At 46.3% G+C, this 17765-nt stretch carries 14 protein-coding genes; 7 read left to right on the forward strand and 7 right to left on the reverse strand.

What is annotated here, in order from left to right; genetic code table 11:
• Positions 1–164 precede the first annotated feature (164 nt).
• The 4 genes from QLH52_RS19465 to cysC all read right to left on the reverse strand — a co-directional run bounded on the left by QLH52_RS19465 (position 165) and on the right by cysC (position 5110).
• Complete coding sequence (locus QLH52_RS19465; RefSeq protein ID WP_319962647.1) at positions 165–1043, reverse strand: hypothetical protein; 879 nt, start codon at positions 1041–1043, stop codon at positions 165–167.
• Between the two features lie 97 nt (positions 1044–1140).
• Positions 1141–3519: a VanZ family protein gene (locus tag QLH52_RS19470; RefSeq protein WP_319962648.1), complete on the reverse strand. Its 2379-nt coding sequence runs from the start codon at positions 3517–3519 to the stop codon at positions 1141–1143.
• 12 nt (positions 3520–3531) lie between these two features.
• On the reverse strand, positions 3532–4485 hold the full coding sequence (locus tag QLH52_RS19475; RefSeq protein ID WP_171694528.1) for a DHHA1 domain-containing protein: 954 nt from the start codon (positions 4483–4485) through the stop codon (positions 3532–3534).
• Position 4486: 1 nt separating this feature from the next.
• The gene (cysC, locus tag QLH52_RS19480; protein ID WP_319962649.1) at positions 4487–5110 is read right to left on the reverse strand and encodes an adenylyl-sulfate kinase; all 624 of its coding nucleotides are present in this window, start codon (positions 5108–5110) and stop codon (positions 4487–4489) included.
• A gap of 282 nt (positions 5111–5392) precedes the next feature.
• Between cysC and dusB the strand changes: the two genes are divergently transcribed.
• From dusB to purD, 4 genes are read left to right on the forward strand one after another with little or no spacing between them, the layout of a single operon-like run.
• Positions 5393–6370 carry a tRNA dihydrouridine synthase DusB gene (gene dusB / locus QLH52_RS19485; protein ID WP_319962650.1) on the forward strand — a complete coding sequence of 326 codons (978 nt, stop codon included), beginning with the start codon at positions 5393–5395 and terminating at the stop codon, positions 6368–6370.
• Positions 6371–6634, forward strand: a complete 264-nt coding sequence (locus QLH52_RS19490) for a helix-turn-helix domain-containing protein (RefSeq protein ID WP_020485063.1) — start codon at positions 6371–6373, stop codon at positions 6632–6634.
• Positions 6635–6671: 37 nt separating this feature from the next.
• Positions 6672–8252 (forward strand): bifunctional phosphoribosylaminoimidazolecarboxamide formyltransferase/IMP cyclohydrolase, encoded by a 1581-nt coding sequence (gene purH / locus QLH52_RS19495; RefSeq protein WP_319962651.1) that lies wholly within the window; start codon positions 6672–6674, stop codon positions 8250–8252.
• A 16-nt stretch (positions 8253–8268) separates the two neighbouring features.
• Positions 8269–9555, forward strand: coding sequence for a phosphoribosylamine--glycine ligase (purD, locus tag QLH52_RS19500; protein ID WP_319962652.1), 1287 nt, complete (start codon positions 8269–8271; stop codon positions 9553–9555).
• 80 nt (positions 9556–9635) lie between these two features.
• On the opposite strand, the gene QLH52_RS19505 is transcribed toward purD, so the two are convergent.
• Together QLH52_RS19505 and QLH52_RS19510 are read right to left on the reverse strand one after the other, a co-directional pair.
• Entirely contained in the window at positions 9636–10040 is a 405-nt protein-coding gene (locus tag QLH52_RS19505; protein ID WP_033155668.1) for a septal ring lytic transglycosylase RlpA family protein, read from the reverse strand.
• A gap of 187 nt (positions 10041–10227) precedes the next feature.
• On the reverse strand, positions 10228–10590 hold the full coding sequence (locus QLH52_RS19510; RefSeq protein WP_033155669.1) for a SirB2 family protein: 363 nt from the start codon (positions 10588–10590) through the stop codon (positions 10228–10230).
• Positions 10591–11111: 521 nt separating this feature from the next.
• Here QLH52_RS19510 and QLH52_RS19515 point away from each other — a divergent pair.
• The 3 genes from QLH52_RS19515 to QLH52_RS19525 all read left to right on the forward strand — a co-directional run bounded on the left by QLH52_RS19515 (position 11112) and on the right by QLH52_RS19525 (position 14222).
• Positions 11112–11309, forward strand: a complete 198-nt coding sequence (locus QLH52_RS19515; protein ID WP_033155670.1) for a hypothetical protein — start codon at positions 11112–11114, stop codon at positions 11307–11309.
• A 152-nt stretch (positions 11310–11461) separates the two neighbouring features.
• Entirely contained in the window at positions 11462–13738 is a 2277-nt protein-coding gene (locus tag QLH52_RS19520; RefSeq protein ID WP_319962653.1) for a Tex family protein, read from the forward strand.
• Between the two features lie 103 nt (positions 13739–13841).
• On the forward strand, positions 13842–14222 hold the full coding sequence (locus tag QLH52_RS19525; protein WP_033155672.1) for an exosortase system-associated protein, TIGR04073 family: 381 nt from the start codon (positions 13842–13844) through the stop codon (positions 14220–14222).
• Positions 14223–14266: 44 nt separating this feature from the next.
• Here QLH52_RS19525 and QLH52_RS19530 read toward each other — a convergent pair whose 3' ends face one another.
• The gene (locus tag QLH52_RS19530) at positions 14267–17713 is read right to left on the reverse strand and encodes an AAA family ATPase (RefSeq protein WP_319962654.1); all 3447 of its coding nucleotides are present in this window, start codon (positions 17711–17713) and stop codon (positions 14267–14269) included.
• Between the last annotated feature and the right edge of the window lie 52 nt (positions 17714–17765).

Genomic DNA, 17765 nt, shown 5'->3' on the forward strand with positions numbered 1-17765 from the left:
CAGTATGCATCCGTAAACATTTGTCGCGGCATAGCTCACTTGTCTTCTGATTGAAAAATCAATCAATGAGGCAGAGCCGTTCGATTTCAAGGCTATCGTTTCAAAATGGCAACAGCCCCTAATGAGTGACAATACTTTCTTTATGGGCAAGAACGCACTAGCAATCAATTTAGATCTTGCTTAACAAAAAATCTGAACATCCTCCAAACCGAACCAAACCCCATCACCCCCAATAAACCGTATATAATATTTTTTATAGTCAAGTACCTTAAAATATATTGAAATCGTCCAGTATCGACATCTTCTTTTCTGGCGAAATTACGTTGAGAGAAGTCAAGTATAACCTTAGAATTTCTGCCAGAATCTTGATTTTTCCTATCATCAGCACTCTCAGGTTTAGCAGTTATCCCAATACTGCTCTTGAAAACTATCATAGCATTCAGATTCTCATCCACCCCAATGAATTGTTGTAATTTTCCCAACAAATTACTGCCACTTAAATCATACCCGACCATGCTCGCATATATTCTGCCGTCAAGATCTTTAAGATCGTAATAGGTCCAAACTAATTTGCTATATATTCCTTCCCCAAGACTATCCCGTAGTTCGTCCAGGAGTTTTTTAGAGAAAAATACATCATCGGAGTAATTATAGCCACCCCTCCCCCTAACCAAATCGGCATCAGAAAAATCTGGAACAAAGAAGGAAAATTGCGCAGGTTTATTAATGTTTTCCTGCTGTCGAAATATAGGTCGTGAGACCGAAGAATCATCAACAGCGAATTCGTCCAGAGAAACCTTGGCTCTGATATTTTGCACCGCTATTTCATGATTATGAATTTTAGCAATATCTTTTTTAAGATCAACCGAACTTAGTATATCTTTAACTCCATCTGAAGCTGTTTGAGTCTTCTCTTTGTCGTCTTTCACGTTAACGTCATCTACGACAAGCTCAGCCTGGACACCCATCGCAACCACATTAGTAAAGAACATACTCAATAATGCCGTCAGCACAATTGCGAATGGAAAAGCTCTAAATATCATGCAAGACTACCCAAGCGCATAAATACGTATCAATTTAAAAAACATAATAAAAACTAAAATAGCCATCTGAAAAACTAAAACACCACTAAGCACTTCGTTACATGGGCTTCGCTGAATATTTTGACGCAACCACTTTACGAAAAATCATACACAGTGGGGTTTGAGCCATAAAAACCAATAAAACCAGTCCAAAGTGCGCCACAAAAAAACGCGCCATTAATATATCGCCTGAAATTAAATGACTTCTATCAGTACTTAACAAAAATTGCATAGCCGAAAAAACAGCATCATACTTTAGAATAAACTGCTCCGTTCCCCAACTTAACAACTGATAGCCTAATGGAAAAGAAATTATAAATAAAAATCCGACAACAATAATGCGCCGGTTATTAAAAACTGTTAAAAATAAAATGGACGAACCTAGCCAACCGACCAGAAAAAAATAAATACCAATACAGATGACCGCGAAAGAATAGCCACTATTGATCATTAACTCTGTTAGATTGTCCGTCGCAGCTTCAATAACCACGATCCAATACCCAAACGGCAGTAACGATAATATCCAAAAGAAGCCTAAAACGAAAAGCCGCACCAACTGCCGAGTTGAAACCACCCAAAAAAGCGCCGCATGAGTGGCTGTCAATGCGATTAATGAATATACACCAAACAAACCTAAAAACCGAAACGCTAGCTCTAGCTCTGCGGGGATACTCAAAATTGGAGAGCCCAACACATCATGTATACTTTCAAGGGGAACAATAACCCTTACCAACATCCACGCTATCAGAGTATGTACCGCTAAAAAACGAGCATAAAAAAAAACTTCTCCCCTACCGTTTTTCAAAATATTCATCAAAGAGAATAGCGGATATGCAAAGCACCAATAAATCAATACAGCTATGCCTAAAGCACTGATGATTCGGTATTCTTTCGAAAATAACTCCCTCACATTGTAAGGCATAGCCTCAGAGCCACTGACAAATATCAGCACACCCAAAGTCACAAATACAGACCCCACTGCCAGCAGAAATAGTGGAATCCCACTTGTATAGCTCGTAATATTTCTTGGACGACTCACGGAAGCCGAGCCTTCAGCAAAATTAGCCTGCCCCCTTGAAATCGCAAACAAAACCTCATTTCCCAGCTTGTTTTTAGGCTCCGGCAAAGCAGGTCTATTAAGTTGCAGCAGCTTGACCACCGAATAACCGAGATACCCTCCAAAAGATTCTAAAATAACATCTGTTATATCAACATTTTTATTTGGCAAAAACAATTGTGCAAATTCAATACTCAGAGCCGTCATCACTATTACAGCCAAAATAATGATACTTGCTTGATTACGGCTATTAAAATACTGAAAAGAATACCCTATCAAACCAAAAGGCATAAAAAATAAAATTTTATGAAAAACCTCTGTAATAGCCCTATATTCGGTACCATAATAATATGCATAAAAAGGCACTCTAAGAAACTTATCACTCCAAGTTGAAAGTCTTATATAACTCCACTCAAAATCATAAGGGTACAAAAATACAAATCCTACAACTAATACCCATAAAAAATACGCTAAACACACATACAAAACAGTGAACCTATGATAACTTTTCAACTCACTAGCACTTCCGACCAAAGCAAGCCTATTTGAACCTAACGTTATTAATTGCACGCCAATAAAACCGCCCACCAACGCAAGCAAAATATCCGTAACATCGGTAACCCTGCTATATACAAACAGCTGAAAAAACTCAATTATAGTTGCCGAGAAAAAAACTCTTTTTAATAGATCAACTTTACTCAAAGGTTTCAGCTTATACCATAGCCAAGGAATTGGCATCCATAATATGACGTCAGACAAGCAGTCATATATATCTCGAAAAGCTTCTCCCTTTAACCCATAAAATGGCAGTAGAATAACCCGTCCTTCATGCCATTTATGATAAAACTCAACAGGACTTAGGGTTAAATCCAGCGGCATGACGCTGTAAAAAAACATACACCCCAAATAGATTTGCAAATAGGGAACTGAATTGTTTTTATTTATTTGCCAATTTTCAAACCAATTGACAAATCTTCCACCAAAAACCCACCACGCAAAAACACCAATGGCGGCTCCCAAAGTTTCGGCTATTATGTCGTTTAACGACACCGTTCTGGGAGGAAAAAATAACTGAGTAAATTCGATAGTCGAACAAAGCAAAAAACTGACTATCAATACAAAAACTGACGACACACACCTACCAACAAATTGTTGCTTTAGGGAAAGCGTACCCAGCCAAAGAAAGGCAAGCGGTATAAATAGCAGAATATTGGCAACCCAATCTGCTCTTGACGCAATACCCAGGGTCAAATATTCAATATTCTGAAAACGAAACCAAGCATCGCTTAACGAAATACTATTAAATTGCCATGGCACCAAACTGCCGTAAACGACAAAAATCGTATAAACAACACAAGCAATTAATAAGCTATTTTTCACAAAAAACTTGGCTCATTGATATTGGCTTTGAAAAGCCGCTACAAAATTGGTCAACTGCTGGTATGGAATATGATTAATACCTGCCGCAGCCTTACGACCGCCACCCGAAAATAAGGCACATAACACATCGGCACCAACTTTATTATTTATCGGGGCTCTAACGCTAATTTGATAGCCTCCTCTTTGATTGTTGCTAACGATTGCATGAGCCCTATTCGGATATTGATTAGCCAGTTGATTTCCCCATACACCAGATACCCGCCTTGCCCACTTTTCATCAGGCAAAATAACTACCGAGATACTGTCGGTCTGATATTCAGCATCAACTTGCGCCGCTAGACTCATATCCTCGTTATAACCATTAAATAATTGCTGACAAATTTCCGCCTTATCCCGGATAAAGTCAAACGGCGATATAAAACCTTCCAGCTGCCTATAGAGCTCATCCGGAGCAAAATATAGATCATCGATACTCGCACCGTAAGCGTTGTAATTGATAGCGATTCCCAGTTGCTGTAGCTTAAGCAATTCTTGGGCCGTTAAATTAAGTAACTTAGCGGCTTCTCTTGCCGAAGCATCCAAATTATCGCCAAAAGCCCCTGTCACAGCCCATTCGGCAAAGCGTTGCTTCAAATAAATATTCATCAATAAACTTGTGCAAACGTTGGCATCAGTGCTTATTAAAGGGGTCAGACCTTGGTGAACTGGAATTTCACCTGAATAATGGTGATCCATGTAAAAAATACTGACACCTTTATTAAGAAGCTCGCATAGCGGTACGCGATTCTTATCCAGAGAGATGTCGAGCACAACTGCTTGATCGCCTGCCTCAGCGCAAACTCGACTTAATAAACCAATGTCGCGCTTGACCCCAGTAACAAGCACAGACTCCTTGGGAAAAGCCAATCGCAACTGTAGCAACGCACAAATACCATCTGCATCGCCATTAAATACGTCGATATTCACTTTACATTTCGCCTTTAGTAGAGGCGATAACACCGCGCTGCTCGAGCATGCTCATGACTTGGTCGACACAGGCTTCCAACTCATACGTTCCGGTACCTACTATCATCTCGGGGTTTTCCGGCACTTCATAAGGAGAAGATATGCCGGTGAATAGCTTAATATCGCCTTGCCGCGCTTTTTTATATAGACCTTTTACATCCCGCTGTTCACACACGGACAAATCGCAGTTGCAGTAAATTTCAATAAAATCGCCGTGCGGTACCAAATTTCGCGCATATTGCCGTTCAGCCCGGAAGGGCGAAATAAAGGCAGTTAACGCTATCGTACCGGCCTCCAGCATTAATTTGGCGACTTCGGCAATTCTACGGATATTCTCCTGCCGGTCTTGATCACTAAACCCCAGATCGCCACATAAGCCTTGGCGAACGTTATCGCCATCCAACACAAACGTTCGACACTTTAATTGGTACAACCGCTCCTCGACGGCATGAGCCAAAGTTGACTTGCCTGCCCCGGATAAACCTGTAAACCACAGAATGGCCGATTTGTGCCCGTTTAAAATCTCTCGGCGGCTACGTGTTACGGTGGCATGATGCCAAACAGTATTTGAGTTTTGTTTATCCATTGAATCTAACTCCATAATTGTTCGGCCAAGACTACTTCATCGCGGGCAAACGATGCAATCCTCTTCAACAAATCCGTAAATCTCGCCGATTGCTTACGCTTCTACTTCATCCGTGGATTTCGCGGCGATAATGGTCACAGGAGATTTAAACGCCAAACTAATATTCAAGACTTGTTCCCAAATCAACGCCAACAACGATTTTCAAGAACTTTCTTTCAGCCATCGTTAATCCGCGCGTTTTCGGGTATCATTTGCCGCCTTTTTCGACTAGCTTGGCTTTTCATGCGAATTGGCCCTTACGAACTTCCCAACCCAGTATTACTAGCGCCTATGGCGGGCATTACAGACGCGCCGTTTCGGCAAATCTGCAGCGAATTTGGAGCGGGCCTCACGGTGTCGGAAATGGTAATTTCAAATCGCAGCTTGCAGCACCACCCGCGCACCCTGAAAAAGCTCGATTACAACGGCGACATTAGCCTGCGCTCGGTGCAAATTCTGGGTACCGACCCTCGGCAAATGGCTGAAGCGGCCAAATTGAATCAGGACCGAGGCGCCCATATTATCGACATTAATATGGGCTGCCCGGCAAAAAAAGTGTGCTCGGTGGCGGCGGGTTCAGCGCTAATGAAAAATGAGTCATTAGTGGCTAAAATTTTAGACGCGGTAATCAATGCCGTGGAAATCCCGGTAACCCTCAAGATTCGTACGGGCTGGGACTTAGCCAATAGAAACGCGCCAAGCATCGCCAAAATTGCTGAGAGCTGCGGCATTCAAGCGCTCACCATCCATGGGCGCAGCCGAGCCTGTAAATTTTCCGGACATGCTGAGTACGACACCATCAAACAGGTCAAACAAAGTATCAGTATTCCGATTATCGCAAACGGCGATATCGATAGCCCCGCTAAAGCCAGTGAGGTATTGGCATATACGGGAGCCGACGCGGTGATGATAGGGCGAGCGGCGCAAGGCAAACCCTGGATATTTAACGACCTAGTCGCCCATCTCGGCAACACGACATATTCACCACTTTGCTTGACCGACATCAAAGCCGTTATCAACCGGCACCTGGAAAATTTATACAGTTTTTATGGCAACGACAGTGGTGTTAGAATCGCCCGCAAGCACATCGGCTGGTATTTCGATCATCTCGGCACTCTGCCGGCCGACCAAAAGACTGCGATTAACCAAGCCCAACACGCTGCGCGGCAACTCGCGCTCGTCAACGCCTCTTTCAATCTGCTGACACCACGAGCCGCTTAGATGGGAAAACATCTTACACATAAAGTCACCGGCAGCGAGCAAACGCTGTCTGACCATGTCCGTCATTGCGTCGAAGACTATTTCGCCCACCTAAACGGGCACGATTCCAGCGGTTTATACCATTTGGTTTTAGCAGAAGTGGAAAGACCCCTACTGGAAACCACGCTGAAACACTGCGATTACAATCAAAGCAAAGCCGCGATTATCCTCGGTCTCAGCCGCAGCACCTTACGCAAAAAGCTTGAACATTACGGCATAGGTTAATTTCCAACCCTTCTTTTTACCCTTTCTTGAGGTTTGCATGAATCCCACTTTGGGCATAAATAAAAAAGTGACCCGCGCATTGGTCAGCGTTTCCGACAAAGCCGGTATTCTGGAATTTTGCCGAGAACTCAGCCACCTGGGCATCGAGCTACTATCTACCGGCGGCACGGCCAAACTGCTGGCCGACAATAATATTGCCGTTACCGAAGTCTCCGACTACACCGGCTTCCCGGAAATGATGGACGGCCGCGTTAAAACCTTGCATCCCAAAGTTCACGGCGGCATTCTAGGTCGGCGCGGCATTGATGATGCTGTGATGGCCGAAAACGGCATCAAAGCTATCGATATGGTGGTGGTCAACTTGTATCCCTTCGAACAAACCGTCGCAAAACCCGATTGCGACTTGGAAACCGCGATAGAAAACATTGACATTGGTGGCCCCAGCATGATCCGGGGCGCAGCCAAGAACCATAACGACGTGGCTATCGTTGTCGATCCGGTCGATTACCCGAAAATTTTGGCCGAGTTACAAGCTAATGCCGGCACCCTAAGCCACGACACCCGTTTTAAATTGGCGCTAAAAAGCTTCGAGCATACTGCGCGTTACGACACGATGATTGCCGCTTACCTGAGCAAAGTCGTCGATAGCGACGATTTCCCAGAAACCCTAAATCTGCAATTCCACCGCCTGCAGAGCATGCGTTACGGTGAAAATCCCCATCAAAACGCGGCATTTTATGGTGAAAAAAATCCACCCGCCGGCAGCATAGCCGCTGCCAAACAGTTACAAGGCAAGGAATTGTCTTACAACAATATTGCCGACGCCGATGCGGCATTGGAATGTGTCAAAGCGTTTAACGACCAACCGGCCTGCGTGATCGTCAAACACGCCAATCCTTGCGGCGTTGCGGTAAGCGGTGACATTTTCGACGCCTACAATCTGGCGTACGCGACCGACCCGACTTCCGCATTTGGCGGCATTATCGCTTTCAACCGCGAATTGGACGAAAAGACTGCGGCGGAAATCGCAGGACGCCAGTTCGTCGAAGTGATCATCGCGCCGGCCATATCAGCGGGTGCGCAAGCGGCGTTGGCTAAAAAACAGAACGTCCGGGTGCTGGAAACCGGCTATTGGACAAATACCCATGAATCAGCTTTAGATTTTAAACGCATCACAGGCGGCTTATTAGTTCAGGACAAGGATACCGGCAAGATCAGCGCTGCCGATTTGAAAGTAGTCAGCAAACGCGCACCAACTGAACAAGAATTGGCGGACCTATTATTCGTCTGGAAAGTCGCTAAATTTGTTAAATCCAATGCCATCGTTTACGGCAAAAACGGCCAGACCATCGGCATTGGCGCCGGACAAATGAGTCGAGTTTATTCGGCAAAAATCGCCGGCATCAAGGCCACCGACGAAAGTTTAACCGTGCCGGGCTCGGTCATGGCATCCGACGCCTTTTTTCCGTTCCGCGACGGCATCGACGCGGCCGCGGCGGCCGGCATAACCGCAGTTATTCATCCAGGTGGCTCGATGCGCGATGCAGAAGTGATTGCCGCCGCCGACGAACACAATATCGCGATGGTGTTGACCGGCATGCGGCATTTCAGACATTAATACGGGACAAGCTAATATGAACATTTTGATCGTAGGTAGTGGCGGCCGAGAACACGCCTTGGCCTGGAAAGTCAGGCAATCCGCAAAAGCCGGCAACGTCTACGTTGCGCCTGGTAACGCTGGCACTGCCCTGGAACACGGCATAAACAATGTAGATATTCAGGCCGACGATATCGAAGGTTTATTGAGTTTCGCTCAAGCCCGAGACATAGAGCTCACCATAATTGGACCGGAGGTACCCTTAGTCAAAGGCATCGTTGACCGATTTTCCGCCGCTGGTTTGAAGTGCTTCGGGCCGACTGCTCAAGCCGCGCAATTGGAAGGCTCCAAATCCTTCTGTAAGGATTTTATGATCCGCCACGGCATCCCCACAGCCGCATACGAAAGTTTTACAGAAGTTGAACCGGCAATCGCTTATATTCGCGAAAATGGCGCACCCATCGTTGTCAAAGCCGATGGTTTGGCAGCCGGTAAAGGCGTAGTCGTCGCCCAATCCGAACAAGAGGCAATTGCCGCGGTTCAAGACATGTTAGCCGGCAATACGTTTGGCACAGCCGGACACCGGGTGGTGATTGAAGAATTTTTGGATGGCGAAGAAGCCAGTTTTATCGTTATCGCCGACGGCTTGCATGCCTTAGCCATGGCCACCTCTCAAGATCACAAGGCCCGCGACAACGGCGATCAAGGCCCCAACACCGGCGGCATGGGGGCCTATTCTCCCGCACCTGTGGTGACGCCGGAGATTCACCAACGTGTCATGAATGAGGTAATTTTGCCCACGCTGCAAGGTATGCGTGAAGACGGTAACGAATATACCGGCTTTCTCTATGCCGGATTAATGATAGGCAAAAACGGTAGTATCAAAGTGTTGGAATACAATTGCCGCTTTGGCGATCCGGAAACCCAACCGATCATGATGCGTTTAAAAAGCGATTTGGTTGAACTTTGTCTGGCGGCCATAGATAAACAACTTGATCATACGACTACGGAGTGGGACGAACGCCCTTCATTGGGTGTCGTACTCGCAGCCGGCGGCTATCCCGACGACTATGCCAAAGGCCATCCAATCAGCGGATTACCGGGCAGCAATATTGGTGAAGATTTTAAGGTGTTTCACGCCGGCACCAAACAAGTTGCAGGCCAAGTAGTCACAGCTGGAGGCCGAGTATTATGCGCGTGCGCATTGGGCGACAGCATCGCCCAAGCCCAAGAAAAAGCCTACGAGCTATGCCGACAAATCAACTGGCAGGACGTGTATTTCCGAACAGACATCGGCTTTAAAGCGATTAAAGAAACCGCTTAACAAGTAAGTTTGAGAGATTTCAGAATAAGCGAGGACGATGTAATCCAGCCCGTAGACCGAATTACATCACTACAGGCAACTTAGGCGTCGCCTACACGCAGAACTTCAAGTTTGACTTTCGCCAAGCCTGCTTGGATAAAACCAAGCTCGCTGGCAGCCCTTTTGGACACATCAAGCAGCCGCTTATTGGCTTTATGAGCGCGGCTATTTATCCGCAACTCGACACTACGATTATTACTAAGATTAACGACACGCACCAAAGAACCAAACGGCAAGCTCGCGTGAGCCGCAGTTAATGCGTTTTTATCATAAAATTCACCGTTTGCTGTCCGCTGACCATGCAATTTGTCGCTGTAATACGATGCGACGCCGCTTTGTTCAAGGGAAAGAAAACCGTTCCTTTCTGTTTTCGCTAAACCTACAGAGCTAAAAGACGCTAGACTCGCTGAAAGCAATAATATTGCCGTCAATTTCGTTTTTCGCATCCTACCCTCCTTACGTTGAGTATTGACAGGAGGTTTGAGGTTATCCGAATAAAAACGCTTTGACAAGCTTTTTTCGTTAGTATACAAATTTCACCATCTGTCAATAACTATTTTTCGCAAGCCAAATTTATCTACTCTCTAAGAAACACAAGGCCTCGCGGGCAAACTCCAACGCATAGAACAACACTTAAAAAAAGAAAAAAACCTGCTTAGTCACAGCAACCTTGGAGATGTAATACAAACAAATCAATGCGCCACCAAAAGCCAACCATCGCGAACGTCCCGATTGGCGAATCGCCACAATCCCCAAGCCAATGTAAACTAACAACATCAATAGCTTGGCTACGATCCAAGCAAATTCTGCTGATAACCAACCTCCTTGAAAAACCAAGACAAATCCGGTCAACAAGACCAAACTCGCAATAACATGCGGACCAATTTTTAGCCATTTCTGCTCCAACAGGGCTGGCTTTAGCTCGGCAAGCACCACTCGCCCAATAAAGCTGACCACCAAAACTACCACGAAAAGAAGATGTATGTGTTTAAGCATGAGTACCCCAAATTTAGCTAAAGATTATTTTCGAGCCGCCTCCATTCGAACAACACAACGCCGTAAGAACAAACAGACTGCCAGATTCAAATTCCAATCCTATCATGCAACCTGCACGATGACCGAGGTTAACCATACCTCCTTTCCCTTCATCGCCCCGTAGAACACTCGACAAACGATAGGAATTTCCCGCAATATTTCTCGACTTGCCGCCGTAATGCAGGCTTCGGGCTACGGCATAAATGCATAGCAAACCACGCCGAAACAGATACGCAGCAACAGCATCGCATCAAAACCGGGTACTTTTCAGCCCAAAGAAAAGCCCATAATAAGTTGATTTTATTAGAAAAATAAAATACCTATCAGTCAAAACGAATAATCGCAAAAATATTGTTTTGACACAAAACAGTTTTGAGTGTAAAAAATGCACCGTCGACCAACAATAATACTAATTTCGACATACAACTCGAGTTGCCCCGTTTAGGGCTAATTATTACAACAACAAGATGAGGATTATAAAAATGGCTGAACAAGAAAAAGACAATACCTTTACTGTAGTTGCTGTTGTTACTGCAATTGCTATTGCTGGCGTCGTTTTGCTGAAAGCGGATGAAACCAAACATCTCAAATACAGCGGCGAAACTTCTGCCCAAGCTGAAGCCCAAGTTTTGGCAAAGCATAAAGATTTTAATAACGACGTTTTAAGCCAAGCAAAATAATTTTTGCTTAGCAATTTAGGCGCCAGCTGAAAATTCAGCTGGCGCCTTTTTTGTGCCCGCAAGTTTCTCACTCCATTTCTGATAGTTCGCTTTTTCAAGAACCCACGCTAATGTAGAATTGGGCCTTTATACCAATTTCATTTTAGCTACAGATGGACGTTATCCAACGCATTGCCGAAGAACTTTCAGTTAAGCCGCAACAAGTCGCCGCCGCAGCCGCCCTATTGGACGATGGCGCCACGGTGCCCTTCATAGCCCGCTATCGCAAAGAAGTAACCGGTGGCCTGGACGATACGCAACTGCGAAATCTTGAGGAAAGATTGATTTATTTGCGGGAACTTAACAGCCGCCGCGACTCAATTCTCGACACCATTCGCTCGCAAGGAAAGCTCACCCCGGAACTGGAACTAGCAATACTCGACGCCGACACCAAAACGCTTCTGGAAGACCTATACCTGCCCTACAAGCCTAAACGCCGCACCAAAGCGCAAATTGCTCGCGAAGCCGGTCTTGAACCATTAGCCGACGCCATCCTGGATAATCGCGACCTAATCCCCGAACAAATCGCAGCTAGCTATATCGATGCTGAAAAAGGTATCGCGGATGTCGCGGCGGCCCTGGAGGGCGCCCGTCAGATCATCATGGAGCGTATTTCCGAAGATGCCGAACTACTTGCTGAATTGCGCGAACGTGTTTGGAACAAGGGCATTCTGCACGCTAGCGTCGTGACCAGCAAGGAAGCAGAGGCAGCCAAATTCAAGGATTATTTCGACTATAGCGAAGCGATCAATAAGATTCCGTCGCACCGTGCCTTGGCCTTGTTCCGCGGTCGTAACGAGGATTTACTGTCCTTAACCCTAAAACCGGCGGAACTGGATCAAGAAGAACATCAGTTATGTTCACAATTCGTTAGTCAACGCCTGCAAGTTAAAGACACAGAAAAACCCGCCGATGCCTGGTTGGCCGAAACCGCCCGCTTTGCCTGGAAAATCAAATTATTTACCCGTATCGATATGGATCTAAAGCTGAGACTGCGCGAAGCCGCCGAGCAAGAAGCCATTAGAGTGTTTGCCAGCAATTTGCGCGACTTGATGCTGGCGGCGCCAGCAGGTCCCAAAGCGACCATGGGCCTGGACCCCGGCATTCGCACAGGTGTCAAAGTTGCTGTGGTTGACGCAACCGGCAAGCTGTTGACCACAGAAACCATTTACCCACATCAACCTAAGAACCAGTGGGATCAATCGATAGCAGTTCTGGCTAAATTGATCAAGCAGCACCAAGTACAACTGGTGAGTATCGGTAACGGCACCGCTTCTCGGGAAACTGATCAATTGGTTGCAGACTTGATGAAGCAACATAAAGACCTTAATTTTCAAAAAATCACAGTTTCCGAAGCCGGCGCGTCGGTATATTCGGCATCGGAACTGGCTGCTAAGGAGTTTCCAGACCTCGACGTCTCATTACGCGGCGCAGTATCGATAGCCCGCCGGCTACAAGACCCACTGGCGGAACTGGTGAAAATCGATCCAAAATCGATAGGCGTTGGTCAATATCAACATGATGTTAACCAAGTGCAATTGGCTCGAATGCTCGATACCGTGGTAGAGGATTGCGTGAACGCGGTCGGCGTAGACGTAAACACAGCTTCGGTAGCTTTGCTGAAACAAGTATCTGGACTTAGCAGCAGCATCAGCGAAAACATCGTTGCGTTTCGCGATGCGAATGGCCCGTTTGCGAACCGCAATCAGCTGAAAAAAGTGCCGCGCCTAGGCGATAAAGCGTTCGAACAAGCCGCCGGCTTTCTCAGAGTCATGAACGGCGACAACCCGCTAGACGCATCTGCCGTACATCCTGAAGCCTACCCGGTAGTCAATGCAATTCTTGAGGATACGGGCAAATCAATCCGCGACTTGATCGGCCAAAGCCAGTTTTTACGCGGCCTGAATCCGGCAAACTATGCCAACGCCAATTTTGGCGTTCCCACCGTCTCGGATATATTGCAGGAACTGGAAAAACCCGGCCGCGACCCGCGTCCGGAGTTTAAAAGCGTGCAATTCAAGGATGGCGTGGAGAAAATTACTGATCTTGAACCCGGTATGACTTTAGACGGCGTCGTGACCAACGTCGCCAATTTCGGTGCTTTTGTTGATATTGGCGTACATCAAGACGGTTTGGTGCATATTTCTCACCTAGCGGACGACTTTGTTAAAGATCCGCGTAGCGTCGTAAAAACCGGCGATATGGTAAAAGTACGTGTACTGGAAGTGGATGTAGCACGCCAGCGTATTTCTCTAAGCATGCGAAAAAACGTGGATGCCGGTGAGATTATTCCAAAAGAAAAACCGCAAAAAACTGCTCATAAACCCAAACAACAACCCGCGCTACAGAACAGCATGAGCAGTGCATTTGCCAAGGCGTTGAAAAAGTAAACAGTTCAGGGCTCTGCTATACTTTCGAGCGATTGTCGGTCGAAGCGGTAAATCCGACTCGACCAACAGATTCTCAAATCCATTCTCATATACAGGATCAGTTATGAATCGAAATACTCGCGCCCTGACCACTGTTTTATTCGCAGCTTTTCTAATGACCAGCTTGCCAAGCCTAGCGGAAGAGGCCGAAACCTATGGCGAAACCTTCGGGCGAAAACTGACTACCGGCCTCGCCAACATCACCACATCTTCCCTGGAAATACCAAAAAACATTATTTTAATCAATAATCAAAGCAATGTTATTTACGGCTTTATCGGCGGTACTTTTAAAGGGTTATTGAATATGGGAGGAAGAATCGGCGTCGGCGTGCTGGATTTGGTTTCCTCGCCAATCCCTACGCAGCCCATCGTCTATCCTTTATATGTTTGGGACAATTTCAACGCGGAAACCACCTACGGCAAAGCCTTCCGCCCCAGCAATTAATTACTTAATTTTGTGGTGGAGCGTTCACCTACTCCACCGTCAGATCAAGCAACCATCTTCAACTCGCTCATACCGTTGGCTTTTTTTACCAATTCAATCTGCGTTTTAATGCGCTTTTTTACCCCTTCGACGTGGGAAATTACACCGACCGTTTTCCCTTGAGTCTTCAAGCCTTCTAAGGCACTCATTGCCAAATACAGGGCTTCCGCATCTAAATTACCAAAGCCCTCATCCAGAAACAGTGAATCGATCGCCTTACCGTTGTTGGCAATCTCGGCTAGCGCCAAAGCCAAGGCCAAACTCACCACAAAGCTCTCGCCACCAGACAAGGTTTTCGGCAATCGCCGTAGATTTTTTTGTTTGGTATCTTCAACCTCTAGCGCCAAGCCATTATCACTGGCCAAACTGCGAATATAGTAACGTCCGCTTAGTTTTTCCAAAATCCGGTTGGCTTGCGACAACAAATTATCCACCAACAACTGTTGAATACGCCGCCGGAAACCACCCTGCTCGTCGTTAATCAACTTCATTTCCGCTTCGGCTTGTGCATGTATCACCCTTTGCTCAACCAAAAGCGCCTGAAGGCTCTGATATTTTTCTTGATAAGCTGACTGTTTATCCAGCTTAGTTTCCAACGTAGCCACTTCTTGTTCGGCAATATCGATTTTCTGGGATAGCTGGCGTTGGATTGCCAAAAGATCGGCTTCGTTTAAATCGGACGGCATAACCGCCAATTCCTTTTGTAAATCGGCTGACAGTTTAGCCAGTTCTTCGTCGATTGCTGCCAATTGCGTATTTTGCTGTTCCAGCTTTTGCTCAATTTCAGCCCGCCTATCGATCAGCTCTAAAGCCGACCGCAAACTATCGACATCAGTAAAAACGCCACCCGCAATTTTATTAGCTAATACTCGCCGCATTGCATCTAGTTCAAGTTGCTGGGTGGCTATTTGCCGCTCCAATTCGACGATGAGTTTTTGCTTCTCCAGGATAACTAGATGCAAACCCAGCGATTCTTCCGTTTGCAAGCTAGTCAAAGCGTCTGCCATCTGCTCCTGATAACTGGCTATTTTTGCCTGACTAGCGTGCAGTCTATCTTGCAAGCTAGCAACTTCCTCCAGCAAGCCCTTCTGACGTAACTCGCGGATTTGGTAATCCTGGCGCCGGGTATTGAGCTTATCGAAGACTATATTTTCTTTGCCTTTTCCAGGTAGCTTCTCACCCAATAAAGCCAACTGCTTTTCCAGTTTATCAACAAGCACCTTTTGTTCCGCCGTACGACTAGCGAAAAGCTGTTCCGATTCGATGTATTCCTGCGGCCGGTTACGCCAAGTGGCATCAAGTTGCTCCACCGACGCCGTTAATTTTTCTACCAATGCCTGCTTGGCTTCTAGCTCGGCCGTCCACTTAGCCACATTACGCTGTAACTGCGCGTGATCATTGACCAGGTTTTTGATTTTCTCCAACTCCTGGGCTTCTGCGTCCCACAAGCGTTTTTGCAAAGACAAATTGTTGATGTCCAACTCTGCACTGACGGCATTTAAACGGTTGCTCAAAACCAACCATTGCGAGCGCATTTGCTGCAATCTTTGCTGCCGAGCTGACAATTGACTACCTTGCTTTTTTGCCACTGCCAACTGCCCGGAGACACTATCGATAGCCGCTTTTAAGGCCTGCATCTTGCCGCGCTGATCGACTAAGGCTTTTTTAGAGTTGGTTTGGATTGGCGGTTTAGAAACATAGGGATGATCTAAGGAGCCACATAAAAAACACGGTTTACCATCAACTAACTTGCCGCGATCACCGCTAAATTTTTTCAGCAATGCCTCATTAAGCACAGCTTGCTCCAAGGCTTTGCCGATATTTTCTTCACGATCCATCTCGTCTCGCAGCGCATCCTGCCTGGCTTGCAAGCGGGTCTCATCGGGCAGTTCCGGCACTTTATTACGAGAGAACCAACTAAAAAAACTTTTTTTGGTAAATTTGGCGTTAACCGCAGCCAGCGAGTGCAGCTCCTGAAAATCATTGACTCGTGCTTGCTGCTCTACCAGTAACTCCTTCAACTCCTCGAAACTTTTACCTTGCGCCAACTCCAGTAGGGTTTTACGTGCAGCTTCAATACGCTCATTCAAATCGGCAACCGCCGTTTTAGTATCGCGCAAAGCAGTCTGGTTTTTTTTCAGCGCCGCAGTCGTGTTTTTAGTCCAATTTGCTTGTGTCTTCTGCTTACCGGCCAGCTCCGCCAATTCTGTCCGGAGATTACGTAACTGCACCACGTCGGGAAAGTCAGACTGCAAACTAGCGTCCACCTGATGATCTTGCAACCAGCCGTCTATTTCCGCAAGACTGGCCTTTCTTTCGTCCAATTGTTGTTGCAGCGTCTGCACCAGTTCGGCTTCACGCGGCAACTCAAGCTTCAGATCCCCCACTTTCAATTTCAGCGCGTCAATAGCCTGTTTTTGCTCCTCTACGCTTTTACCATTCAGGCTTGGGACGATTGCGTTACTGACGTCTTCGCCAAGTTGGCGCTGTAGCGCATTCAGCTCCTGACGATAAGCATCCAAGGTCGCCTGACTCTGGACAATCTGTCCCTGCTTACCGTCCAATAAAATTACTTCTTCGCGAAACTGCGTCGCTTGCCGACAATCGGCAATTTTCTGTAAATCGTCTTGTAACAGCTTAATTTGCGCATCAACTTTCTTTGACTGTTCGAGAAGTTGTCTTTGGCGTCCTTCTAGTGAGTGAATGTTTTCGATTGTAAATAGTTGCTGTTGCAACTGTTTTTGTTGGTTTTTTAACTCAGCAACTTGATCCTTGAAATCCTGTAAGTCTTGCTCACCGGCTTGCAAGGCTTCCGGACTGAGTAAAGGAATCAGATCAATATCCTGTTGTAGTTGCGTTAAACGACTGAGCGATGTATGAAAGTTACCTTCAGTCCGCTGCCGATACTCAACATAGATCTGGGTACCGCTGATTTTTTCCAGAATGTCCATGCGCTCGCTATCCAGCGCATTTAGAAAAGCCGCAAAGTCGCCCTGCGGCAAAACCATGGATTTGCTGAATTTATGAAAGTCCATGCCCGTCAACTCGGCAATTTTGGTCCGTACTGTATTTGGTGTCCTGGCGAGTAACTCCGAATCATCGTTTAACTTAGTCAAGCTCATTTCCGGCTGTAAAACCTGATCTTGATTTGCGTCAGCAGGCCGTTTTACCTGCCATGAGGAACGAAACCTCTCGCCATCTAAAGCAAATTCAACCTGTGCGAAGCTATCGTTTGCCTGCTTGGTGATTACATGCTCGGCAGGCTTGTCGAAACGAAAAGTCTCACCGTATAGGCCTAGCGTGATGACATCAAGGATACTGGTCTTGCCGGAACCGTTGGGACCAGTGATAGCAAACACACCGCTGTCGGCGATAGGTCCTTGCTCGAAATCGACTCGGCCTTCGCCTTCCAGTGAATTGATATTTTTGAAGACTATATTGAGTATCCGCATAATCCCAGGCTTTGAGGGCTGTTGGTGGCAATTTGCTCAAACTCGAATAGCA

It is taken from the genome of Methylomonas defluvii (assembly GCF_033949435.1).
Classification (GTDB): domain Bacteria; phylum Pseudomonadota; class Gammaproteobacteria; order Methylococcales; family Methylomonadaceae; genus Methylomonas; species Methylomonas defluvii.